The sequence below is a fragment of the Prevotella jejuni genome, assembly GCF_900187995.1.
Taxonomy (GTDB): Bacteria; Bacteroidota; Bacteroidia; order Bacteroidales; family Bacteroidaceae; genus Prevotella; species Prevotella jejuni.
In genome coordinates, this window is the sequence record NZ_FZNZ01000013.1 from 62,915 (window position 1) to 89,022 (window position 26,108).

The 26,108-nt window shown below is 39.8% G+C and carries 20 protein-coding genes; 14 read left to right on the plus strand and 6 right to left on the minus strand.

Annotated elements, in window-relative coordinates; translation table 11 throughout:
- The first annotated feature begins 225 nt into the window (after positions 1-225).
- The 10 genes from CHB62_RS06480 (at position 226) to CHB62_RS06525 (ending at position 15,113) form a co-directional block, all read left to right on the plus strand.
- Entirely contained in the window at positions 226-2,982 is a 2,757-nt protein-coding gene (locus CHB62_RS06480) for a TonB-dependent receptor (RefSeq protein ID WP_089366175.1), read from the plus strand.
- A 196-nt stretch (positions 2,983-3,178) separates the two neighbouring features.
- Positions 3,179-5,761 (plus strand): DNA gyrase subunit A, encoded by a 2,583-nt coding sequence (gyrA, locus tag CHB62_RS06485; RefSeq protein ID WP_089366176.1) that lies wholly within the window; start codon positions 3,179-3,181, stop codon positions 5,759-5,761.
- A gap of 135 nt (positions 5,762-5,896) precedes the next feature.
- On the plus strand, positions 5,897-7,159 hold the full coding sequence (locus tag CHB62_RS06490; protein WP_089366177.1) for a tetratricopeptide repeat protein: 1,263 nt from the start codon (positions 5,897-5,899) through the stop codon (positions 7,157-7,159).
- A gap of 82 nt (positions 7,160-7,241) precedes the next feature.
- Positions 7,242-8,354 (plus strand): hypothetical protein, encoded by a 1,113-nt coding sequence (locus CHB62_RS06495; protein ID WP_089366178.1) that lies wholly within the window; start codon positions 7,242-7,244, stop codon positions 8,352-8,354.
- Positions 8,351-9,556, plus strand: coding sequence for a tetratricopeptide repeat protein (locus CHB62_RS06500; protein WP_089366179.1), 1,206 nt, complete (start codon positions 8,351-8,353; stop codon positions 9,554-9,556). Before CHB62_RS06495 ends, CHB62_RS06500 begins: the two co-directional genes overlap by 4 nt.
- Positions 9,557-9,558: 2 nt before the next feature.
- A complete protein-coding gene (locus CHB62_RS06505) occupies positions 9,559-10,872 on the plus strand; it encodes a DEAD/DEAH box helicase (protein WP_089366204.1) in 1,314 nt (437 codons plus the stop codon).
- Between the two features lie 207 nt (positions 10,873-11,079).
- Complete coding sequence (gene serC / locus CHB62_RS06510) at positions 11,080-12,150, plus strand: 3-phosphoserine/phosphohydroxythreonine transaminase (RefSeq protein WP_089366180.1); 1,071 nt, start codon at positions 11,080-11,082, stop codon at positions 12,148-12,150.
- A 93-nt stretch (positions 12,151-12,243) separates the two neighbouring features.
- Positions 12,244-13,161, plus strand: a complete 918-nt coding sequence (locus CHB62_RS06515) for an NAD(P)-dependent oxidoreductase (protein ID WP_089366181.1) — start codon at positions 12,244-12,246, stop codon at positions 13,159-13,161.
- An 89-nt stretch (positions 13,162-13,250) separates the two neighbouring features.
- Positions 13,251-14,498 (plus strand): DUF1015 domain-containing protein, encoded by a 1,248-nt coding sequence (locus CHB62_RS06520; protein WP_089366182.1) that lies wholly within the window; start codon positions 13,251-13,253, stop codon positions 14,496-14,498.
- Between the two features lie 21 nt (positions 14,499-14,519).
- Positions 14,520-15,113 (plus strand): IMPACT family protein, encoded by a 594-nt coding sequence (locus tag CHB62_RS06525; RefSeq protein ID WP_089366183.1) that lies wholly within the window; start codon positions 14,520-14,522, stop codon positions 15,111-15,113.
- 354 nt (positions 15,114-15,467) lie between these two features.
- On the opposite strand, the gene CHB62_RS06530 is transcribed toward CHB62_RS06525, so the two are convergent.
- The 3 genes from CHB62_RS06530 to CHB62_RS06540 form a co-directional block, all read right to left on the minus strand.
- A complete protein-coding gene (locus CHB62_RS06530; RefSeq protein WP_240616308.1) occupies positions 15,468-15,887 on the minus strand; it encodes a hypothetical protein in 420 nt (139 codons plus the stop codon).
- A 111-nt stretch (positions 15,888-15,998) separates the two neighbouring features.
- Positions 15,999-17,246, minus strand: coding sequence for an ABC transporter permease (locus CHB62_RS06535; RefSeq protein ID WP_089366185.1), 1,248 nt, complete (start codon positions 17,244-17,246; stop codon positions 15,999-16,001).
- Positions 17,247-17,403: 157 nt separating this feature from the next.
- Positions 17,404-18,609, minus strand: a complete 1,206-nt coding sequence (locus CHB62_RS06540; RefSeq protein ID WP_089366186.1) for a pyridoxal phosphate-dependent aminotransferase — start codon at positions 18,607-18,609, stop codon at positions 17,404-17,406.
- Positions 18,610-18,833: 224 nt separating this feature from the next.
- Here CHB62_RS06540 and CHB62_RS06545 point away from each other — a divergent pair, with 224 nt between their 5' ends.
- Both CHB62_RS06545 and CHB62_RS06550 read left to right on the plus strand, forming a co-directional pair.
- Entirely contained in the window at positions 18,834-19,322 is a 489-nt protein-coding gene (locus CHB62_RS06545) for a DUF4494 domain-containing protein (protein WP_009010683.1), read from the plus strand.
- A gap of 29 nt (positions 19,323-19,351) precedes the next feature.
- Positions 19,352-20,023, plus strand: coding sequence for a YggS family pyridoxal phosphate-dependent enzyme (locus tag CHB62_RS06550; protein ID WP_009010684.1), 672 nt, complete (start codon positions 19,352-19,354; stop codon positions 20,021-20,023).
- A gap of 662 nt (positions 20,024-20,685) precedes the next feature.
- Here CHB62_RS06550 and hisC read toward each other — a convergent pair.
- Genes hisC through CHB62_RS06565 form a run of 3 tightly spaced genes read right to left on the minus strand, consistent with a single transcriptional unit; the run spans position 20,686 to position 22,821 of the window.
- Entirely contained in the window at positions 20,686-21,735 is a 1,050-nt protein-coding gene (hisC, locus tag CHB62_RS06555) for a histidinol-phosphate transaminase (protein ID WP_089366187.1), read from the minus strand.
- Positions 21,736-21,784: 49 nt separating this feature from the next.
- Complete coding sequence (locus CHB62_RS06560; protein ID WP_089366188.1) at positions 21,785-22,507, minus strand: RNA methyltransferase; 723 nt, start codon at positions 22,505-22,507, stop codon at positions 21,785-21,787.
- A 44-nt stretch (positions 22,508-22,551) separates the two neighbouring features.
- Positions 22,552-22,821 (minus strand): biotin synthase, encoded by a 270-nt coding sequence (locus tag CHB62_RS06565; protein WP_240616309.1) that lies wholly within the window; start codon positions 22,819-22,821, stop codon positions 22,552-22,554.
- Between the two features lie 85 nt (positions 22,822-22,906).
- Between CHB62_RS06565 and tamL the strand changes: the two genes are divergently transcribed.
- Together tamL and CHB62_RS06575 are read left to right on the plus strand one after the other, a co-directional pair.
- Positions 22,907-25,123: a translocation and assembly module lipoprotein TamL gene (gene tamL / locus CHB62_RS06570; protein ID WP_394341637.1), complete on the plus strand. Its 2,217-nt coding sequence runs from the start codon at positions 22,907-22,909 to the stop codon at positions 25,121-25,123.
- A gap of 121 nt (positions 25,124-25,244) precedes the next feature.
- On the plus strand, positions 25,245-26,051 hold the full coding sequence (locus tag CHB62_RS06575) for an MBL fold metallo-hydrolase (protein ID WP_009010689.1): 807 nt from the start codon (positions 25,245-25,247) through the stop codon (positions 26,049-26,051).
- The last annotated feature ends 57 nt before the right edge of the window (positions 26,052-26,108 follow it).

Below are 26,108 nucleotides of genomic sequence, written 5' to 3' on the forward strand. Positions count from 1 at the left end.
GCCTTAGTACATTTGGAATAGAGGAAAAATATTAACATTCTTGCTTGCTTTCTGTTTCTGTACGAAGAAGATATTTAGATTTAATAATCTATTCTATACCTAAAATGTAATCGTTATTTTAGTATTTTACATTCACTTTCTTCGTTTTCTGTAGGATATTACTTAACTTTGTAAACACATTAAACAATCTTTATCATTGATATAATCTAAATATAAAAACATCTTATGAGAAACGGACTAATTTTGTTGTTAATGTTATTATTTTGCTGCAGTAATGTACATGCAAAAGATGATGCAATCCCTGTTCAAGGGCGAGTGCTTGATAACATGACGGGAGCTGGAGTGCCAAGTGCCAAGGTTTACCTGATGACCTTAGACAGTGTTGTTATAGATAGTTTGATAGCCGCACCTGCAGAGGCTGGAGAAGATGCGGGCTTCTACCGCTTTGAACACTTGACAAAAGTCGGGAATTACATCGTACGTGCAAGTGCTGAGGGGTATGAGGACGGCTATATGCACTTTGTGTTGAGGAGTAAGCGAGAGTTTTTTGTACCTGTAAAGCCTATACGATTGGCAAAGGCGCACGAATTGGCAGAAGTGACAGTAAAGGCTACAAAGGTTAAGATGGTTGTTGCGGGCGATACGATTATCTATAATGCTGATGCTTTCAATCTTGCAGAGGGTAGCATGCTTGATGCGCTAATTAGCAAGTTGCCAGGCGCACGACTGACCAAAGATGGGCAAATATTCGTCAATGGCAAGTATATTCAAAGCCTTTTAGTCAACGGACGAGAGTTTTTCAGTGGAAACCCAATGTTGGCATTGGAGAATCTACCTGCCTATACGGTTAATAAAATCAAAGTTTTTAACAAGTCGGGAGCAGCTTCAAAGTTGGCAGGACGTGATATGGGCGATAAGAACTATGTGATGGATGTAAAGCTGAAGAAGGAGTATGCCGTAGGCTATATGGGTAACGTTGAAGCTGGTGCTGGTTCGAACAACAGATATAAGCTACGTGGCTTAGCCATAAAGTTCTCTGACAAAGAACGCATCGGAATATTTGCCAATAGCAACAACCTTAACGACAATCAGCGAGCAGCACTTAATGGCGAGTGGAGCCCACAAGATGTAGGGAGTGGATTGCAGACAACTAAAACGATTGGTGCTCAATATATGCGCTTTTTAGGAAATGATTTTTCTTGGTTCGACCTTAGTAGCCTTTGGAATCATACAAATACTGACAACGAGTCTCACTCATCTAAACAAACATTTTTGTATGGTGGAGACTCATATCAGCATAGCAGGTATAAATCGTTAGGAAGTTCTGATAATTGGTCAGCGGGCAGCAATTTATGCATCCAAAAAGACGAATATTATACGATTAATAATCTTTCCTTTTCCTATGCCAATAGCCATGGCTTAAATAATAGTAGTATTGAGACATCTGATAATCAATCACTGCTTAACCGTATGCTATCGGCAAATAGCCTTGAATCGAGGAATGTTGATTTTAATATTCAAAACAGAAATGGTATCGGCATTATTGCTGATATGATTAGGTGGAACTTTGGAATCAATTATAACCGTAACACGCAAAAGACATTTTCCCTACAGGATTTGACCTATCTACAGCATAGTCTTCCTCGTGATTATCGTAATCAATATATAGACCGCCTTAATCAAAACCTTAAGTTGTCAGCTGGTATCAGTTATAATTGGGCTTTTAGAAATATCAGTTTACAACCTGAGTATAATTACGCATATTCTTATATAAAAACGGATCATCCACTCTATCGTCTTGATAAGATTTCTGGACGTGATAGTAGTTTGTTCGATAGATTGCCCTCTGCCACAAGCATCTTGGCTACAGTCCTTGATAATGGGAATACTTATCACTTTACTGAGTATCAAAATAGTCATCAATTTAACTTCTGCTATAGAGACTTGCATAGTAAACTCTTGAATTGTGAGATAAGTGTCAATTTGCCTGTTCGTATAGCTCATGCCAACCTTTATTATCAACGCATGGGACGACACGATGTGTCTCGACAGAGGATATTCTTTGAACCTAATATATGGTTAAAGGGTAACGCATGGGAGATAAAAGCTAAGATGAATTCTGAATTCCCTGACCTCACAACAATGGTTAATTATCGTGATGACAGCAATCCTATGAATATCATATTAGGCAATACGCAGCTTCGTAATATTCATTATTATGACATAGAAGGTGGTAAGACATTTGAGGGGAAGAAACATAGTCGCCTTAACATTAATACGGGTTATCATCAGACGGATAATGCTGTGGCTTATAGTCTTGTATTTGATAAACAAACAGGTGTTTCAACCGTTCAGCCCATTAGCGTAAATGGTAATTATCGCATTGATTTAGGGATAGGATATACCCGTCCATTGGATAAAAAAGAGAAATTAAGTATTGATAATCAAGCATCCTTTAACTATAATCATAACGTTGACATGGCAATGCTACAAGGGGCTACACAAAGTCAACGAAGTATTGTAAATAACTGGAAGATAAGTAACGTCTTGAAACTTAATTATCGTCCCGATGATAACTATGAGTTCACACTTCATGGCGGAGGTACATATTATCTTATCAAGAGCCAGCGTGAGGGATTTAGTAATATTCATGCAGGAGATTATAATATAGGTATGAATGCGCAAATAACTTTGCCTTGGAAACTACAATTAACAACCGACCTAACAATGTTTGCTCGCCGTGGTTATCAGCTCTCAGAGATGAATACTACTGACTGGATATGGAATGCACAACTTAGTCGCAGTTTCATTAATAAGAAACTTTTAGTTAAGTTGCAAGGCTTTGATATGCTCCGTCAGCTCTCTAATACTCAATACTTAATGAACGCACAAGGAAGAACAGAAACATGGAATAATAGTATTCCACGATATGTAATGTTGTCCCTGTCATGGCGATTTAATGTAAATCCTAAAAAGAAATAAACACTTCAAAATAATCGGTCTTGATAACATTTTTTCGTTATAAGCCCTTTGTGGTATCAAAAAATGTTCGTATCTTTACACCTTGAAAAAGTGCGAAAACGGCTCAGAAAGGAAATAAAGGCTATTGTGGGCAATTTTAGTCTTTCAAAGAAGAGCTCGTTAAAGTGATAGAAACTTATAACAGAAAAAATATATAATGGACGAAAATCAGACAATTGATCAGGACAGAATTATGAAGATCAACATCGAGGAGGAGATGAAAAGCTCCTACATCGACTACTCAATGTCGGTGATTGTGGCACGTGCCCTCCCTGATGTTCGTGACGGTTTTAAGCCTGTTCACCGCCGTATTCTCTTCGGTATGCGCGGTATTGGTAACTTTAGCAACCAGCCTTACAAGAAGTGTGCCCGCGTTGTTGGTGAGGTACTTGGTAAGTATCACCCACATGGTGACTCTTCTGTCTATGGTGCGCTTGTGCGTATGGGACAGGAATGGAATATGCGCTACAAGTTGGTTGACGGACAGGGTAACTTTGGTTCTGTCGATGGTGACTCTGCTGCTGCGATGCGTTATACGGAGTGCCGCCTCTCAAAGATGGGTGAGCACGTTATGGACGATATCGAGAAGGATACGGTTGACATGGTCAATAACTTCGACGATACGCTGCGTGAGCCTGCTGTAATGCCTACAAAGATTCCTAACCTGCTTGTAAATGGTGGTAATGGCATCGCTGTGGGTATGGCAACTAATATCCCTACGCATAACCTTGGAGAAGTTATTGATGGTTGCTGTGCTTATATTGACAATCCAGAGATTTCTACCGATGGCTTGATGGAGTTTATTCCTGCTCCAGACTTCCCAACAGGTGCATATATTTATGGTCTTCAAGGCGTTAAAGATGCCTATGAGACTGGTCGTGGTCGCGTCATAATGCGTGCCAAAGCTGAGATTGAGAGCGATGAGAGCCATGATAAGATTGTTGTGACAGAGATTCCTTACGGAGTTAATAAGCAGCAGCTTATCGAATATATCGCTGACCTCGTAAAGGAAGGTAAGATTGAGGGTATCTCTAATGTCAATGACGAAACAGGCCGTCAGGGTATGCGTATCGTTGTTGATGTGAAGCGTGATGCCAATGCAAACGTCATTCTGAATAAGCTCTTCAAGATGACAGCATTGCAGAGTTCTTTCTCTGTAAATTGCATCGCCTTGGTAGCGGGTCGTCCACGTCTATTGAGCCTTCGTGAGTGCATTAAATACTTCGTTGAGCATCGTCACGATGTCACTATCCGCCGTGCACAATTCGACTTGAAGAAAGCACAGGAACGTGCACATATCTTAGAGGCACTGATTAAGGCTTGTGACAATATTGATGAGGTTGTACGTATTATTCGTGCCAGCAAGACACCTTCAGAGGCACAAAGAAACCTTGAGAAACGTTTTGACTTCGATGAGCTTCAATCAAGAGCTATCGTTGATATGCGTTTATCACAGCTAACAGGTCTGCGTCTTGACCAGTTGCATCAGGAGTTTGAGGAACTCATGCAAACCATTAAGGATTTGGAGGAGATTCTTAATAACCCTGAGCGTTGTAAGGAGGTAATGAAGGAAGAATTGCAGGAGGTTAAGGAGAAGTATGGCGATGACCGTCGTACAGAGATTATCCCTGATGAGCATGAGTTTAATGCTGAGGACTTCTATCCTAATGACCCTGTTGTTATTACCATTAGTCACCTTGGCTATATTAAGCGCACTCCGCTTGCAGACTTTAAGGAACAGGCTCGTGGTGGTGTAGGTTCTAAGGGTGCTCGCACACGTGAGAAAGACTTCACCGAATATATCTATCCAGCAACAATGCATCAGACGATGTTGTTCTTTACTCGTAAGGGACGCTGCTATTGGATGAAGTGTTATGACATCCCAGAGGGCGATAAGAACTCAAAGGGACGTGCTATTCAGAATATGCTTTCACTTGAGCCAGGCGATTCTGTTAACGCATTCTTGCGTATTCAGGGATTGGATAATGATGAGTTCCTCGATTCTCACTACGTAGTATTTGCTACAAAGCAGGGTATCGTTAAGAAGACTTCTCTCCGTGCTTATTCACGTCCTCGTACCAATGGTGTGATAGCTATCAATATCAATGAGGGTGATGAGGTTGTAGACGTTCGTCTGACAAATGGCCATAACGAACTTATCATCGCTGACCGCAATGGTCGTGCTTGTCGTTTCGATGAGTCAAATATCCGTACAATGGGCCGTGTGTCTACAGGTGTACGTGGTATGCGTTTGGACGAAGATGGTCAGGACGAAGTTGTTGGTATGATTGTTGTTAATGACCCTATTAACGAGACGGTTATGGTAGTATCTGAAGAGGGTTACGGAAAGCGCTCACAGGTTGAGGATTATCGATTGACCAATCGTGGCGGTAAGGGTGTTAAGACGCTGAATATCACGGATAAGACTGGTAAACTTGTTGCTATCAAGAACGTTACCGATGATAACGACTTGATGATTATCAACAAGAGCGGTATCGTTATTCGTATGTCGGTTGCTGAATGCCGTGTAATGGGTCGAGCAACACAAGGTGTACGTCTGATAAACCTCGCTAAAAAGAATGATGTTATCGCATCTGTATGTAAGGTGATGAGTTCAGAGATGGAGTCACAGGTTGAGGATGATAGTCGTGAAGACCTTCCAAACACTGATGAGAATATCAAGGGAGATGCATCATCCACAGCAGATAATACAGAGGTGACACCTGTTGATTTCGAGTAAGATGATGAGTTGAGCTGTCGACAAGTTGAAAAGTTGACAGGTTACTTGTACCAAGATTATAGGAGACAGCAGTAATCATAAGAATGAATTCAAAATTAATACATGATTATAAACCTTTTAATAAAGATCACTAATATGAAGAAGTTAATGTTCGCAGCATTGATGTTACTCAGTACATCTGCTGCATTCGCTGGTGACAGCGAGCCACTGAAGGCAATCCTTAAGGCACAAAGCTACGCAGAAGCTGCTGAGCTCGTTAAGGCTAACCTCGGACAGCTTACAGACAATGCTGAGAAGGCAAAGGCTTATGACAAGCTCTATCAACTTGCTATGAAGAAGGTAAGTGCAGAGCAGGGTGTTCAGCTTGAGAACCAAACTAACCAGCAAATGGGTAAGGAAGGTAACAAAGCTGTTGATGAGAAAGGTCTCTATGAGGCTGTAGGTCAGGCTTTCGATGCCGCTGAGGAAGTAGTTAAGTATGACAATATGCCTAATGCAAAGGGTAAGATTAAGCCTAAGTATACAGATATTGCTGATCAGCTCTACCCACTTCGTGGACAGTTGATTAATGGTGGTATCTTCTATCAGGGTGCTAAGGACGATGCAAATGCTTATAAGTATCTTGCTCGTTACGTAGACTCTGCTGATGAACCAATGTTCTCTAAGTTTGATAAGTCTAAGGATGAGAACTTGAATGAGATTGCTTATTTCGCAACTTATTATGCTTATCAGAATAAGGACTACAAGAAAGCTGAGAAGTATGCTGAATACGCTGTAAAGAGTAAGGACCGTAGTAAGGATGCTAAGCAGTTGCAGTTGGCTATCATGGGTGCACAGCTGAAGACTCGTCAGGACTCTGTTGCTTATGCTGATAAGCTTGCTGGTATCTATGCTCAGGACCCAGAGAATGACGCCGTATTGACAACTTTGACATCTATCTATAGTTCACTTGGTATGCAGAACAAGGCAGAGGAAATTGTAAATGCTGCCCTTGCAAAGAATCCTAATAGCTATGGAGCGTTGGTAATGCTTGGTCAGTTCGCAAGTCAGAAGAAGGAATATGAGAAGGCTGCTGACTACCTTACTAAGGCTTTAGCATTGGTAAAGGATGATAATGCAAAGATTGCTATCAATGCATCTATCGGTCAGTGCTGGTTCTATAAGGCACAGGATCGTGTAGCATCTGTGAAGGGTGTATTGTCACCAGCAGCACGTGCTCAGTTCAACGATGTTTACAATAAGGCTATTTCATATCTTGAGACAGCTAAGAAGCTTGATGTTCTTAAAGAGCAGAAGAGCTCTTGGGCTTACCCACTTTACGGTTGCTACTATTTCGTAAAGGGTGCACAAGCTCCTGAGACATTGGAAGCTGCAGCTATTGCTGGCGTTCAGCAGTAAAAGTCTTTAATATTCCCCCTCTTATATGAATTCATTTGTTAAGTCATATAAGAGGGGATTTTGTGTTACTAAAATATAGCCGATGAAAAGAGTACTAATACTGATTATTTCTATTTTTACAAGTTGGAATATCGCAGAGGCACAAGAAGCATATCAGCAGGCTGAGTCGTTTAACCGCCTTGCAAAAGAAGCTTTCACCCGTGTAGAGAAACATTCGAATAGGGATTCTGTTGCCATCTTCAAAGCTGTTGTGGATGGTGTGGAGTATTCATTGAAAAGTGATGAGTTTGACAGGATGCCTAATCGAAAGGGGAAAGTTAATCCAAAGTTTGAAGAGGAAAACAAGAATCGACTTGCTGTTCTGCATCCAATGCTGATAGATGCTGGTAAATATTTCTTGAAAGGAAGCTATACGAGAAATGAAGGACTTGATGCCTTGCAATTATATTTGAAAGCTCGTAAGTCTCTATTAGTAAAAGATAATGTCGATGAGTCAGGTGTTGCTGCTTATTACATTGCTTATTATTATTTGAAAGCACGTGACTTAGAGAAGGCTGACGAATATGCTGATATTGCAATTCAATATGATGAGACTGCACAAGCTGCTGTTGAAATTAAAGCACAATGTATGCATAATAAGATGGTAAACGAGGAAGATTCCCTGCGTTATCTGTCTGTAATACAACAACTTTATCGTACAGACCCTACGAATGAAACCTATTTCTCATGGATAATGAAGTTCTATCAAAATCCTACACCTAAATTTAATATAGAGGATTTTATAGATAGAATACTTGAAGAGAATACAAACTCAACGGTACCATGGATACTTAAGGGTGAAATTGCTATGCATGCAGAACGTTGGGAAGAAGCTATTGATGCTTATAAACATGCTGATGAAATTGAACCAAGTAGTATTCCTGTTGCTTATAATATAGGTGTATGTTTGAATACTGTGGGAATGGCAGCACGTGAAGATGTTGCTGAACGAAGGAAGAAGAAAGAAGTTGTCTCTGATAATGAATATATGAAGTATTTTGCAGAAGCACGTACTTATCTTGAGCGTGTAAGGGCAAAAGATCCACGTAGAAATAGGGTAGACTGGGTAGGTCCTCTCTATTTAGACTATACGGTATTGAACGATAAAATTAAGGCTGAAGAACTCGAACCTCTTGTAACAAATTATAGAAAGTGAAGTATATAAAGTCATTTTTAATATATATATGTCTGCTTTTTCCTCTTACTGGGATTGCGCAGAAGAAGCAGTTGCAGACTGTACGTGATCAGATAAAGTCTGGGAAGGAACTCATGAAAGCCGAGAATACACTTCGTAGATTGCTGGTTGACTCAGTATCTAAGAAAAATAATAAGATATGGCTCCTCCTATGTGATGCATTGACAAAACAGTATGAGCAGGGAAATGAGAAACTTTATTTGAAACAAAAGTATGACACAGCAGCATTCTTCTCTGTAACGAGAAGATTGTATGATACAATGTCACGCTTTGACTCTCTTGATGCTAAACCTGATGCTGAGGGTAGAGTACGTGCAAAGTATAGGACTAAGCATGCAGAGTTCCTAAACTCTATTCGCCCAAATCTATTCAATGGTGGTTCTTACTTTATTCATAAGAAAGACTATAATACCGCATTTGATTATTATAGCGATTACTTGGAGTCTGCAAATTATCCTCTTTTTGAAGGTTATGACTATATGAAGAATGATGCACTTATACCACATGCTGCTTACTGGGCTATGTTCTGTGGATATAAGCTAAGCGATGCAGATAAGATTATGCGCTTTAAGGAACAGGCCGAACGTGATACTTCTATGCTAAACTTTGTAAGGCAGTATGAGGCTGAGGCTTATTTGGTAAAGAGGGATACCGCTATGTATGTAAAGTCTTTGCAAGCTGGCTTCGAGCAATATCCTAACTTTGCATTCTTCTTCCCACGATTAGTTGAATATTATGCTAAGATAGGAGAACACCAGAAGGCATTGGAGATTACGAATCGTGCATTGAAAGCTGACTCTACAAGTCTGTTGTTTCGTTTTGCAAAGAGTACAGTGTTGTTGAACCTTGGCAGGTACAACGAATGTATTGAAATTTGTAAACAACTGATTAAGGATAACGACTCTTATGCTGATGCCTATTATAACATTGGACTTGCTTATTTTAATCAAGCCATAGAATTAAATAAGGATAGGCAGAAGTATCGGGCCAACAAAGAGAAGATAATAACATTATATCAGCGTTCTAAACCCTATATGGAGAAATTCAGAGAGCTTTCACCAACAGCTAAGAGCAAATGGTTAGCTCCTTTATACACTATTTATCTTAATCTGAATATGGGTAAGGAATTTGACGAAATTGATAAGTTGAGAAAGGAAAAATAATGATGAATAACGATATTATTGATAAGCTTGGCATAACACTCAATACAATGCAAGAAGCTACGGCTGACGCAGTGTTACATACAGGGAAGGATGTTGTCGTGATGTCACCGACAGGTTCCGGTAAAACATACGCTTATCTTCTTCCATTGATTCAGCGGTTGGATGCAAAGTCTGATGAGCTGCAAGCTGTAGTCTTAGTGCCAGGACGCGAGTTAGCGTTGCAGTCGGCTAATGTACTTAAAGACATGGGTAGCGGCTTACGCTCTATGGCATTATATGGTGGACGTCCAACGATGGAAGAACATCGTGTTTTGAGAGATATAAAGCCACAAATAGTCTTTGCTACTCCGGGACGATTGAATGATCATCTTGACAAATCAAATATTAATGCAGAAACAATAAAGTGGCTTATAATAGATGAGTTTGATAAGTGCCTTGAATTTGGTTTCCAAGACGAGATGATGAGCATTCTCTGTAAGTTACCAAATATTGAAAGACGAATCTTACTATCAGCAACAGAGTCAGAGACTATTCCTAATTTTGTATCAATGGGAAGAACTGTTCATTTGGATTATCGTACAGATGAAGAGACTATTCCTGATCGCATACGTCTCTACACAGTTACAAGTTCAGAGAAGGATAAACTGGAGGTGTTAAAGAAGCTTTTACTTTCTTTAGGTGATAAGAGTAGTATTGTATTCTTAAATTATCGTGACTCTGTTGAGCGTACTGCCACATTCTTAAAGGCAGAGGGTTTTACTATTAGTTGGTTCCATGGTGGCTTAGAACAGCGTGAGCGTGAAGCTGCACTTTATCGTTTTTCAAATGGTTCAGCACCAATACTTGTTAGCACCGACTTGGCTTCACGTGGACTGGATATTCCTGATGTTGATAATATTATACATTATCATTTCCCTGAAACGGAAGATTGCTATGTGCATAGGGTAGGACGTACAGCACGTTGGGACAAAGAAGGCAGAACCTTCTTCATTCTTGGGCCAGAAGAACATTTGCCAGAGTATGTTAGCAATGAACATGAGGAGTATAAGATACCAGAGTCTTTACCGAAACCTGCTCAGCCTCGCATGGCTACTATATATATAGGTAAAGGAAAGAAAGATAAAATCTCAAAGATGGATATAGTAGGTTTTCTTTGTAAAAAGGGAGGATTGAAGTCTTCTGAGATAGGAAAGATTGACGTAAAGGACCGTTTTGCTTATGTTGCAGTGGTACGCACAAAGATAAAAGAAATAATCTCGCTGACTAAAGGAGAAAAAATAAAAGGTATTCGTACCGTTGTGGAAGAAGTAAGGTGAAGCATTATACAATGTGTCACCTTTTCCTTGTCATGTCTGTCGACATGTATAAATTGTTTGATATCTTACAGATAAAAAAAGTGGTCTTTTATTTGGAAGTATAAAAATAAAAGCGTATCTTCGCATCGTAAACTATAGAAACCTATTACAATATTTAATACTGATAATAACTACAAAACATAAGTCAAACTTAAACTAAACAATCAGATGAAAAAGTACAATTTTGGTGCTGGTCCATGTATCCTTCCACGTGAAGTAATCGAGAAAACAGCAAGTGCTATTTTAGATTTCAATGGAATTGGTCTTTCAATTGCTGAAATCAGCCACCGTTCAAAGGATTTTCAACCTGTAATGGACGAAGCAATGGCTTTAGTAAAGGAAGTGTTAAATGTTCCTGAAGGCTATTCAGTGCTTTTCTTGGGTGGTGGTGCATCACTTGAGTTCTGCATGATTCCTTTTAACTTCTTAGTAAAGAAGGCTGGTTATTTGAATACTGGTGTTTGGGCAAAGAAGGCAATGAAGGAAGCTAAGTTGTTTGGAGATGTTGTTGAAGTAGCTTCATCAGCAGATGAAAACTACACCTATCTCCCAAAGGACTTCGATGTTCCTACAGATTTGGATTATTTGCACGTAACTACCAATAACACAATCTATGGTACAGAATATCACAAAGATTTGGATGTACCAGTTCGTTTGATTGGTGATATGTCTTCTGATATCTTCAGTCGTCCAGTAGATGTTTCTAAGTACGATTGCATCTATGGTGGTGCACAGAAGAACCTCTCTATGGCAGGTGTAACATTCATCATCATTAAGGACGACGTTCTTGGTCGTGTACAGCGTGAAATCCCAACAATGTTGGATTATCGTACACACATCAAGAAGGGCTCTATGTTCAATACTCCTCCTGTAGTACCTATTTATACAGCATTGGAAAATCTCCGTTGGATTATGGCTAATGGTGGTGTAGAAGCTATGGAGAAACTTGCAAAGGAGCGTGCTGATATTGTTTATGGTGAGATCGATCGCAATAAGTTGTTCCGTGGAACAGTTAAGTGTGAGGAAGATCGCTCTTACATGAATATCTGCTTCGTTCTCAACGATGAATATGCTGACCTACAAGACGAGTTCTTTAAGTTTGCTACAGAAAGAGGCATGGTAGGTATCAAGGGTCACCGTGATGTTGGTGGTTTCCGTGCAAGCTGCTACAACGCAATGACAGTTGAAGGCTGCAAGGCTCTCGTTGAAACAATGAAGGAATTCGAGGCTAAGCACTAAGCCGCATAGTCATTAGACTTAGCAAGCGTAAGTATTTCGTTTGCTAAGTCTAAGTAATTATCTTTACTTTTTATTAACCTAAACATTAAAGCTATGAAGGTTTTAATTGCAACTGAGAAACCATTTGCACCAGCTGCTGTGCAAGGTATAACAAACGAATTAAAGGGTGCAGGACATGAAGTTGTCCTACTTGAGAAATATGCGAGTACAGCTGAATTACTTGAGGCTGTGAAAGATGCAGATGCAATGATAGTACGTTCTGATAAGGTTACACCAGAGGTACTTGATGCTGCTAAGCAGTTGAAGGTCGTAGTACGTGCAGGTGCGGGCTATGATTCAATTGATACAGCTTATGCAAAGGAGAAGAATATCGTAGTAGAGAACACTCCTGGTCAGAATTCTAATGCCGTTGCCGAACTTGTATTTGGTTTGTTGGTATATGCCGTACGCAATTTCTATAATGGCAAGGCTGGTACAGAGTTAATGGGTAAGAAACTCGGTATTCTTGCTTTCGGTAATGTTGGTAGAAACGTGGCACGCATTGCAGAAGGCTTTGGTATGGAAGTCTATGCATACGATGCATTCTGTCCTGCTGATGCTATTGAGGCTGCAGGCGTTCATGCTTGTAAGAGTCAGGATGAGTTGTTCCAGACTTGTGATGTCTTGTCACTTCACATCCCTGCAACTCCACAGACCGTAAAGAGTATTGATTATCGTTTAGTAAATCTTCTTCCAAAGAAGGGAGTTCTCGTAAACACTGCTCGCAAAGAGGTTATTAACGAGGAAGAGCTTTTGAAGTTGATGGCTGAGCGTGAGGACTTAAAGTTTGTTACCGATATTAAGCCAGATGCAGACGAAGAGTTTAAGAAGTTTGAGGGGCGCTACTTCTCTACACCAAAGAAGATGGGTGCTCAGACTGCTGAAGCAAATACGAATGCTGGTATTGCTGCAGCAAAGCAGATTAATGCTTTCTTTGCAACAGGTGACACAAAGTTCCAAGTAAACAAATAACTTTCTAATACAATAAGGATTGATAGTCTTAATCTTCAAAATAGATTGTGACTTTCAATCCTTTTATTATTTTCTTAAAGATAAACACTATGGCAGTAATTAAACCTTTTAAGGGTATTCGTCCTCCAAAAGACTTAGTAGAGTCTGTTGCCAGCCGTCCATACGACGTGTTGGATTCAGAAGAAGCGCGTGCAGAAGCTGGTGACAACGAAAAGAGTTTATATCATATCATAAAACCAGAAATCAACTTTGAGGTTGGAACAAGCGAATATGATCCAAGAGCCTATGAGAGCGCTGTTGAGCAGTTCCAGAAGTTCCAGGACAAAGGTTGGTTAGTACAAGATGACAAAGAACATTACTATATCTATGCGCAGACAATGAATGGCAAGACTCAGTATGGTCTTGTTGTTGGTGCTTTTGTTGATGATTACTTGACTGGTAACATCAAAAAACATGAGTTGACACGTAGAGATAAAGAAGAGGACCGCATGAAGCATGTTCGTATTTGTAATGCAAATGTAGAGCCTGTATTCTTTGCTTATCCTGACAATGAGGTACTTGACAGTTTGTTGGCTCGTTATGCAGCTACAAAGCCAGAGTATGATTTCGTTGCACCTGACGATGGTTTCAGACATCAGTTCTGGGTAATATCAGACGAGGCTGACATCAAGACTGTTACTGAAGAGTTCAAGAAGATGCCAAGTCTATATATTGCAGATGGTCATCATCGCTCTGCCGCAGCTGCTTTGGTTGGTGCTGAGAAGGCTAAGAATAATAAGAATCATAAGGGCGATGAGGAGTATAACTACTTCATGGCTGTATGCTTCCAAGCAAGTCAATTGACGATTCTTGACTATAATCGTGTTATTAAAGACTTAAATGGCATGGAAGTTGCTGAGTTCTTAAAAGCTTTGGAGAAGAATTTCACTGTTGAGTTGAAAGGTAAGGATGAATACCGTCCAACGAAATTGCATGAATTCTCCATGTATCTTGATGGCAACTGGTATAGTTTAGTGGCTAAGCCTGGTACATACGATGATAATGACCCAATTGGTGTACTTGATGTAGACATCTCAAGTCGACTGATTTTAGACGAATTGATGGGCATAAAGGATCTCCGTTCAGACAAGCGTATCGATTTCGTTGGTGGTCTGCGTGGTCTTGGAGAGTTGAAGCGTCGTGTTGATAGTGGTGAGATGCGTTGGGCATTGGCACTCTATCCTGTATCAATGCAGCAGATTATGGATATTGCTGATAGTGGTAAGATTATGCCACCAAAGGCAACATGGTTTGAGCCGAAACTTCGTTCTGGTCTTGTCATCCATAAGTTGGATTGATACAAGATTAGCATTAATTGAATGAATAGCGATAAATATAAGACAATAAAAGAGAAAGCGATTGGCGAGGGATATTACTCTGAAAAGCGGAGTAAATTCCTCGCTTTTGCGCATCATGTTGACTCTGTCGACGAGGCTTTAGAGCTTGTAAAGGAATATCGAAAGAAATATTATGATGCTCGTCATTGCTGTTATGCTTATAGAGTGGGCTTTGATGGTACTGAGTTTCGTGCAAATGATGATGGAGAACCTTCTTCTACAGCAGGAAAGCCTATTCTTGGACAGATCGACAGTAACGGTTTGACAAACACGTTTATTTGTGTTATTCGTTATTATGGTGGCATCAATCTCGGTACAGGTGGTTTGATTGTTGCTTATCGAGAGGCTGCTGCAGACGCCTTAGCTAATAGTGAAATAGAGGAGAAATTCATAGAGGAAGAGGTGACGTACAGCTTCTCTTATCCTATGATGAATGCTGTCATGCGTATTATTAAGGACATGAATCCACGTATTATCAATCAAGTCTTTGATAATACATGCGAGGTAACTCTTTCTATCAGGAAAGGAAAGGCTGATGAGTTACGAACGCGTTTGAACAAGTTATCTTTTGATTAATCTTTCATGTTAGGTATATTCTGTGGGCTAATAGATTTTTCGAACAATGCTATAATCATTCTTTATTGCAGTAAGATTTGTTTTCTCTCAGGCTGTAAGATTTCTTCTTAATTATTGAATAGCCATCACGCATACTCTCATAGTAGTATATTATGTAGGAAACAGCGATTTTCTCATGTGCCATCATACAGGACATATATCGGACACCTTCATTTCTTACAGATATACGCTGATTATGAGTAGTTTATCCACACATGTACAGGGCTCATAAATGGCCTTGTAGTCAGCTGACATCACTAAATACTCCCACTAATATCATGCTTTTATAGTACTTCGGAATGACTGTAACCCTTATTACTTAATATGCTTTTTCCAAAAGATTAAATCACTTTCTTTCATCGAAAGTCTCCAGTCATTGATATCTCTATGATAGAGTAGGACAATTGCGTCTCGCTCGTATAGGCTATACAGTAAAGCGTTCGTTGCATAGTCAGTTGTGGAGTCTTGAAGGAGAGACAACCATGTTTCTCTCTTGATAGTCTTAATGATACTATCCTCCTTGTTCGAAAGTTTTATGAGAACACGATAGCCAATATCATGAATAGGGAAGCAAGAATCACAAGCAACCTTCAATATCTTGTAATGGAGGTCTTGGTTGTTAATAAACTGTATGTCAGTTTCCTGTTGTTTGTTTTGCTTGTATTCCTTGGGCTTACAAGCATAGAGAGTAAAAGATAGCGTTACTAAGAAAAGTAATTTGGAGGATATCCACATGTCTTTATCACCTATAAATATTGTAATACTCAGTCTTTATAATCCCTTATTATATGTTGTTTTGTAACTGTTACTATCGTATGCGAAGATCAGGAAGACGTCTTCAATCACCTATTCATAATGCATTGATTTAGCAGGATGGATATGACTAATTAGATAGCTTGGTGCAATTAAGACAACAACACAAACTAACAAAGTAGCGAGGTTGAGCGCAATAACAAATGGAAGGTTTACTTCTACGGGTACCGTACTTACATAGTATGTTTGTGGATCGAGTTTTATTAATCCCGTCCACTTCTGTAAGAATACGATACCAAAGCCTATAATATTACCAATCAGTAGACCTCGACTAATAATAAAGGTAGCAAACCAAAGGAAGATATGACGTATCTGACGATTTCGAGAACCAAGTGCTTTTAATATACCAATCATCTGTGTACGTTCGAGAATGATAATTAATAGCCCTGAAATCATCGTCACACCAGCTACAGCAATCATAAGTGCAAGGATAATCCAGACATTTAAGTCCATCAAATCAAGCCAAGAGAAGATTTGTGGATTCTGCTCAATGATGTTCTCTGATGAGTAAGTCTCTCCATAGTGGTCGACTGTATTTTTAACCTTACTAAGCACCAGAGAACTAATAGGATTAAGCTGAGAGAAATCGTTTACTTGTAGTTCAGCACCGCTATATTGGTCAGGTTCCCATCCATTTAGCTTGTTTGCTGTATATAAATCAGTGAAACATATCTGTGAATCAAACTGTTTCATATTTGTAGCATATATCCCAGCAATAGTGAACTTACGAGTCCTTACACCCTGGTCGTTGATGAAGTATGCAAAAATACGTTGTCCTACCTTTAGATTGAGTTTGTCTGCTATGGTCTTAGAGATAACCAGTTTCTGATGACTTTCTTTATCAGAGAAATGGGGTAGGCTACCCTCTACCATATTGTTATGTATGAAGGTCGTATCAAAGTCAGGTCCTACTCCTTTAAGCATAACACCCAAGAAATCTTCATTCGTCTTTAATATACCTTGTGTATAAGCATAACGTTGAACATGCTTAATCCCAGGAACATCTTTAAGAACCTTGATAAGTGAGTCGTTTACTTGTATAGGATATTGCTCTGAACCCTGAAGTGTAAGGAAATTAGCCACTGTTATATCACTTCCAAACCCAATTACTTTATCCCGAATAGTATGTTTAAACCCTAAAACAACACAGACAGATACAATCATAACGGCCAAGCCGATTGCGACACCAACTGTAGCAATCGTAATAGCAGGCTTTGACACCTTACGTGTCTTGTCTCCTCCGTTATATATCTTACGTGCAATAAAAAGTGGATAGTTCATTATAATGATGAGTGTTGAATATAGGGTGATGATGAATTAGTGCAATATAGGTAGTGAATGAAGAATATCGTATGATGAAGAATTTGCTACATATAAGTGTATTGAATAATTTATACTATTATTCTTCATCATCTAACAATCCCCAGTCAACATCCCATTATTCTTCTTCTACACGTCCAGGATAAGCCTCTAAAGCTTTCTGAAGCACAACCAAGGCACGCTGTAAGTCTTCTCGTTTCAGTACATAAGCAATACGAACTTGGTTACGTCCTGCGCCAGGAGTAGTATAAAAGCCACTTGCTGGTGCCATCATAACAGTCTCACCTTCATAGTTGAATTCCTCTAAACACCAACGACAGAATTTGTCGGAGTCGTCAACAGGGAGTTTAGCTACTGTGTAGAAGGCGCCCATAGGGATAGGAGAGTAGACACCAGGGATGCGGTTTAGTCCATCAATAAGGCATTTACGACGCTCTACATATTCATCGTAGACATCACGATAGTAGGAAGCAGGTGCGTCAAGACTTGCTTCTGCTACAATCTGTCCAATCAATGGGGGAGAAAGACGAGCCTGACAGAATTTCATGACAGCCTTGCGAATCTCTTCATTCTTCGTGATAAGTGCACCAATACGAATACCGCACTCGCTATAACGCTTTGACACAGAGTCGATAAGAACGGTGTTGTTTTCTATTCCCTGTAGGTGCATTGCAGAGATATATGGCGACCCAGTGTAGATATATTCACGGTAGACTTCATCAGAGAAGAGGTAGAGGTCGTATTTCTTAACAAGGTCTCTAATCTGATTCATCTCCCTTCTTGTGTATAGATAACCCGTAGGATTGTTCGGATTACATATCATGATAGCACGTGTCTTCTCGTTGATAAGTTCCTCAAACTTCTCAACCTTAGGTAGGGCGAACCCTTCTTCTATGGAGGTTGCAATCGTCTTTATCTTCGCACCTGCAGATATTGCAAATGCCATGTAATTAGCGTATGCAGGTTCAGGGACGATTATCTCGTCTCCAGGATTTAGGCAAGCCATGAAGGAATAGAGCACGGCTTCAGAGCCACCGGCCGTTATGATAATATCATCTGGCTTGACATTAATATTAAACTTCTTGTAGAAGTCGCATAACTTCTCCCTGTATGAAAGATAACCTTGGGAAGGTGAGTATTCTAAAAGTGTACGGTCAATCTTCTTCAAAGCGTCCAACCCGCATTGTGGAGTAGGCAGATCTGGTTGACCAATATTTAAATGATAAACTTTTATACCACGTCTTTTTGCCTCAACGGCAAGTGGAGCCAGTTTTCTAATAGGTGACTCCGGCATTTCAAGTCCACGAACTGATATTTCCGGCATAATGACTTTATTTATTCTCCCGATAATGAATGAGAGTCGAAGATATCTACTCTTTCATTCTATACAATACTGCAAAGGTAGACAATTTTTTTATTTTAACCGCACTTTTAGCCGATTAACGCAGATTTTTTACTACTTTTGCATATCTATAAAAACAGCTTTTACTCTTCTTAAGTTAGGATATTTGCGAGGGAAGAGATGGTCATAACAAATAAAGAATAATTATGAGAAGTAGAACAAGTACTTGGTTTGAAACACGAGTTAGATATGATAAGACCATGGAAGATGGTCAGAATAAGAAGGTCATAGAGCAGTATGTTGTTGATGCCTTCAGTTTCTCTGAAGCTGAAGAGTTTATAACTGAAGAAATGTCACACTATGTCAGTGGTGAATTTGACGTTAAGGCAATCTCTCCAGCAGCGTATGGTGAGATCTTCTTCAGTGATATTGATACTGATGACAAGTGGTTTAAGGCAAGGCTCGCATTCATCACCTTAGACGAGAAGACCGAGAAGGAGAAGCGCTCTTCAGTGACTTATCTTGTTCAGGCCCACTCTGTGAGTGGCGCTGTTAAGCATGTAGAAGAGGTGATGAGTTCTACAATGATCGACTATGAGATTGTTGGTATTGCCGAAACAAAGATTATGGATGTCTTCGAACATCGTGCTGGTAAGAAGAACGACAAGGACGAGAAGCCTGAATACGAGAAATAAAGAGATAAGAATCTAAGGTACTTACGATTATGTATGATGTAGCAAATAATTTACACAAAGTTCTTGGAACTCTTCCTGATGGTGTGAAGTTGGTTGCCATCAGTAAGTTTCATCCTAACGAATATATTGAGGCTGCATATCAAGAGGGGCAACGTCTCTTTGGTGAGAGTCAAGTACAAGAACTCTCACATAAGGTTGATACGCTCCCCAAAGATATCGAATGGCATTTTATTGGTCATCTTCAAACCAATAAAGTAAAGTATATTGCACCTTATATCTCTATGATTGAAGCTGTCGATTCACTCAAGTTATTGAAGGAAATCGATAAGCAAGCTGCTAAACATAATCGGATTATCAATGTCCTTTTAGAGCTTCATATCGCAGAAGAAGAGTCGAAATATGGTTTTAGTCCTGATGCTTGTCGTGAACTGTTAGCCAACGGCGAGTGGAAAGAACTGAAGAATGTGCATATCTCTGGACTAATGATGATGGCTTCTAACGTTGATGATCGTGAGCAGATAAAGCGTGAGATGACGTTAGCAGCCGACCTCTTTGATGAGCTAAAAGAGAAGTACTTTGCAGACGATTCAGCATTCAAAGAACGTTCATGGGGCATGAGCCATGATTATGACATTGCCGTTGAATGTCGTTCAACGATGGTTCGTGTGGGTACAACCATCTTTGGTCCACGTGTTTATTAGGCCCATTGATTGATGGGTGTTGGGTGGTGAATGATAGGTGTTGAGTGTTGAATGATAGGTGTTGATGGTTAGAGATATGGAGTGTTGAGTGTTGAATGATGGGTGTTGATGGCTTGAGTAAAGCTTTTAATTCTTACTTTTAACATACAAAATCACGGCGAATTTTGTCCCGTTAGGCGCTCCCCTCCCTTTCGGGGAGGGGCTGGGGGAGAGGTCTTCGGGGCTGGGGGAGAGGTCTTTTTCTCCTCTTCTTGTCAACTATTTTCGCTCCCCATGAATCCACTACATGCTCTTTAAGCAGAAAGAAGGTGCCTTTCAACGATTAAGAACACGCCTTTCTTGCATGCAGAAGACGCCCTTCTTGAAGCAAGAAAGGCGTCTTCTTTAATGCTATATGTAACATATTGAGTTCTTGTAGGTTACAAACTATTATTTAAGAGATAATATACTCTTATATAGATGCCGTTTAGTTTAATGCTATGTAATGATTTTTCGCAATTTCAATAACCTTTTCGTTGTTTGAAATAATTACTTAGATAGTTCTATGGATGACATTGATAGAAATAGATAGGAGTTTTCTTTCCCTCACTGATAAAGCATCTCAAAAGCTATAAGGAATGTTTTAGACAGTAAACAAAAAGTTGGATAGGCTATCAATAAAGCTATTTTGTTGGTTTATAATATCTAAGTATGCCAAGGATTTCTGCGTTCTCTGCTTTGGCACCTATCGTTATTCTTAGGCAGTTGTTACATAATGATAGGTTGGAGCAGTTCCTTACCTTGATTCCTTTTTGGCACAAATAGTTATACACGCTTTGTGCATCTTTCATCTTTGCTAAGAAGAAGTTAGCATTCGATGGATAAACTTTTTCACAACAAGCTAAGCTCTCAAAAGCAAGCATCATACGTTTGCGTTCTAACAAAAGAATCTTTATCCAGTCCTCAATGTCGTACCGATGTTTGAGAACATCAAGTGCCTGTTCTTGTGTGAGTTGATTGATTGGATAAGGATTACTTACTTTCTTAAATATATCAATGATTGCTTCTTGTGCATAGACCACACCCAAACGGATAGCTGCATTTGCCCATGCCTTAGAGAAAGTATTGAGTACTATCATGTTTGGAAACTCTGATAGTCGTTCTCGAAAGGCTGGTAGACGTGAGAAATCAGTGTAGGCTTCATCAATTACAACAATACCGTTAAACGCTTTTAGTAGCTTTTCTACTTCGGTGATATTCAGTATGTTACCACTTGGAGAGTTCGGAGAGCAAAGCCAAATGAGCTTTGTATGCCTGTCGCAAGCCTTCAAAAGCTTCGTAGCACTTAATTGAAAGCTATCATCTAATAGTACTGGGCGATACTCAATATCATTCAGTCTTGCGAAGCGTCTGTATAGTTCACAAGTGGGTTCAATGGCTACAACGTTGTCTATCTTCGGTTGACAAAAAATACGAAAACAAATGTCTATCGCCTCCGTAGACCCATTGCTTAGGAAAATCTCTCTATGAGTGACACCTCTCAACTTTGCCAGTTCCTCCTTTACCGCAGCCTGGTTGTCAGAGGGATAACGGTTCAAAGGCTTGTTATATGGATTTTCGTTTGCATCAAGCATAATATGTTGAGCATCTCTTTCAGTCTGTTCAGCTTTTGCATCAACGTCAGAGATGAGTGCTCTAATATTTGTTCTGACCAATTGTTGTAAGTCTATCATATTATGATTCTTTGTCGGTTAGTAGTTACTTGTCCCACAGAAGTAGGCGTTATCGCCGTCTGAACTCTGCGCAAACGATAGAGGTAGCAATGGCCACGTTCAATGACTCTGCCGTTGCTCGCTCTGGTGGGTAGTTTGGTATCAGTAGTTTTCGATTGATTCTGGCTCTTAGTTGTGTGGTGATACCGTTCCCCTCGTTTCCCATGACAATTATTCCGTGATGGGAGAGTTCCTGCTCATAGATGTTGTTGCCGTCAAGGAGGGTGGCATAGATAGGATAGTCAGCAGGGAGATGGTCTATCAACTCGTTCAAGTTTAGATAGTGGAGTCGAACTCTCGCAATACTTCCCATTGTTGCCTGAACGACCTTTGGGTTCCAACAGTCAGCTGTTTCTTGCGAACAAAAGATGTCTTCAATACCAAACCAGTCCGCAATTCGAATGATAGTTCCAAGGTTTCCTGGGTCTTGTACGCCGTCAAGAGCTAAAACAAGTTGGCCCTCAATATGTTTACTAAAGATACTTGAGTATTCGTTTGAATGTTTTTCATCCTCCTTAGACATTCTGAACACGCCTAATATCGGTTGTGGATGTTGGAGGAAAGACACCTTCTTGATATCGTCTAAATCGTCTAAAATCGTTTCTGCCACAAATCCCTCGTGCAGCAGATCATTGACTACTTTGGGTCCTTCTGCCACAAACAATCCTGCTTTCTCTCTTCCTTTTTTGGTTTCAAGAGACCGGATAAGCTTAATCTTGTTTTTTGATAACACTTCGCAAATTTACAAAAAACTATCCAGTCACAGCCTATTACTTCTTAACTTTTTACTACCTTTGCATAAAATAAGCTGCGTTCGGCAAATTGAAAGTAAACTTTCTTTGCCCTCACTTGCATTATTTTTGCATAAAATAAGCTGCGTTCGGCAAAATGAAAGTGAACTTTCTTTGCGCTCACTTGCATTATTTTTGCATAAAATAAGCTGCGTTCGGCAAATCGAAAGTGAACTTTCTTTGCGCTCACTTGCATTATTTTTGCATAAAATAAGCTGCGTTCGGCAAATTGAAAGTGAACTTTCTTTGCACTCACTTATATGTGTTTTGCTGCTAAAATAATTAGGATATCAATGCTATCTTTAAAGTTATATAGATTAATTGCACCTGTCTTTGTCGTTATGACGATATTTATTGTCGTGGCATGTTCGTCAGATAAGTTTGTTCCTGACGGACAATATCTATTGGATAAGGTTGAGTTACACTCTGATAAGAAGGATGTTAATTCGTCACTTCTTATGCAATACGTACGCCAAAAAGGTAATTCACGCTGGTTCTCTCTATTCAAGATACCATTAGGAACATACACCATGGCAGGGAAAGATACCACAAGATGGATTAATCGCACACTCCGTAAAATGGGCGAAGAACCTGTGTTGTACGACTCTGTTCAGGCTCGTCTTTCCTCTGAAGACCTGACTGTTGCGTTGCAGAACATGGGTTATATGAATGCTACTGTCGATTTGGAGAAAAAAGTAAGAGGTAAGAAACTTGTCCTTAATTACTTTCTTCACCCCGGAGAGCCATACATCATTGATCGATTTAACTATGAGATAGAGGACTCTGTCATAAGGAGAGTATTGGAGTCGCAGCTCAACTCAGATACAAAACGTCCACGACAATTTACGGTTACATCATTGGATAATGAGCGTAAAAGACTCACACACATCCTTAACGACTCTGGATACTATCGGTTTCACAAGGATTTTATCTATTACACAGCCGACTCTACGCAAGGTAGACAGCATGTGAACGTAACATTACATTTGATGAAGTATGTTGAGAACAGCAATTCTACTCCTACACTCCATCCTCGATATGTTATTAATAGTGTAAATTTCATCCCTGGAGACTCAACGGGTTTCCATCTTAGAAAGGGTATCTTAGAAGATAATACACTGATAGAGAAGGGCAAGTACTTCTCTGCCACCGATTTACAAAAGACTTATAATAACTTCTCACGACTGGGTGCTGTTCGTTACACAAATATAAACTTTAGAGAAGCACCTCGTTATGATAGTCTGAAAATAGGTAAGGCTTTCACCTATACAACCTCGTCTACACATTATTTAGATGCTGACATCCAAGTATCAAACAATAAGCCTAACACCATATCATTCCAACCAGAGGGAACGAACACGGCTGGTGACTTAGGTGCTGCAGTTGTTCTCTCTTATCAGAATAGGAACCTCTTTAGGGGTAGCGAGCATTTAAGCTTGGAGTTTCGAGCTGCTTTTGAGGCCATCAAAGGTCTTGAAGGTTATAAGAATAGTGATTATGAGGAGTATAGCGTACAAGCACATCTGCGCTTCCCACGCTTCTTAGCGCCTTTTCTCTCTAAGGAATTCAAAAGGAGAAGTAGTGCAACATCAGAAGTATCAGTGGGTTGGAACCTGCAAAACAGACCAGAGTTCCATCGGAGAGTCTTCTCTTCTGCATGGAAATACCACTGGTCTAATCCTGCACATCACTTGACATACGACTTTGATTTACTTAATCTTAGCTATGTATATATGCCTTGGATTAGTGAAACCTTTAAGCATGATTACCTCGACAATGTGACGACACGTAATGCTATCTTGCGTTATAACTATCAAGACTTGTTCATCTTAAGAACAGGATTTGGCCTGAACTATAGTAGTACTAACTATGCGCTTAGAGCAAAGGTCGAGTTAGCTGGTAATATGCTAAATGCTTTAAGTGGTATCTTTAGGTTTAAGGAGAATAGTGAAGGAAAGCGTACACTCTTTAATATAGCCTATGCGCAGTATGCAAAGTTTGACTTTGATTATACAAAGGTGATTCGTTTTGACGAACGAAACGCCTTAGCCTTGCATGGAGGATTGGGTATCGCTATCCCATACGGGAATAGTACTGTCCTCCCATTCGAGAAGAGGTATTTCTCTGGTGGAGCCAATTCTGTGCGTGGATGGAGTGTGAGAGAATTAGGACCAGGAAAGTTCAGAGGTGTTGATGGTCGAATAGATTTCATTAATCAGACGGGTGACATGAAGCTTGACTTGAATGCAGAGTATCGTACACATCTGTTTTGGAAACTTGACGCAGCGGCCTTCGTAGATGCAGGAAACATCTGGACACTACGCGATTATGCCGATCAACCAGGTGGACAGTTCCTTTTCAAAGATTTTTACAAGCAAATAGCAGTAGCTTACGGACTCGGTCTTCGTCTTAACTTCGATTACTTCATCATTCGTTTTGATGGTGGTATGAAAGCGATAAATCCGGCTTATACGAGTGTGGAAGACCACTATGCGTTGTGGCATCCTAACTTAAAGCGTGACTTTACATTCCATTTTGCCGTTGGACTACCGTTTTAGTTGATTCGTAGAAACATCTATAATTAATTATTCCTAAAATTAATAAGCATCAAGAGGTAAGTGTATAGAATATTTTGTCTATCCGAATAGTTTTGTTACATTTGCCTAAAATAAAAATAAAATGCTAAAGTTTTTATCGTTTGGCAGCGGTAGTAGTGGTAATTGCTATCTTTTGTTTACTGACACAGATTGTCTTATGATAGATTGCGGGGTCGGTATTCGCACGCTAAAGAAGCATTTCCACAATTACGGACTGCAATTAAAAATGGTTCATAATATGCTCATTACCCACGATCACGCTGACCATGTTAAGTCGGTTGGGTCGGTAAGTGGTGATTTGCAACTACCTGTATATACAACAGAAAAAGTTCATTCGGGGATTAGCCAAAACTGGTGTGTGAGGCGAAAAGTAGATGCGCAGTTCGTTAGATACTTGGAGAAAGGAGAAGAGAAACTTATTGGTGAGTTCAAGGTAACGCCATTTGAAGTCCCTCATGACAGTACAGACTGCGTCGGTTATTCAATAGAACATAATGGTATTAGGTTTACGTTGATAACAGATTGTGGTCATATAACAGAGGAGATAGCTCACTTTATTTCCATTTCTAATTACTTAGTGATCGAAGCTAATCATGAACCGGAGAAATTAATAGCTGGTCCTTATCCACGACACTTGAAAGAGCGCATTAGTGGACCTAATGGTCATTTAAGTAATGAGGCCTGTGCACAAGCACTTGTAGAGAACGCCTCTCCCATATTACACCATGTTTGGCTGTGCCATCTGAGTGATGAAAACAATCATCCAGAGTTAGCTAAGAAGACAATTGAGACTGTTTTGCGAGACAGTGGAATAGTTGTTGGGAAGGATTTTATGGTCGAAGTCTTGAAACGAAAGATACCGAGTGAGTTGTACGAGCTCAATCCTTAAAGGGTACATCATTATCGACTATAATCATCGTACTCGTATGTAAATCAATAGATTTCG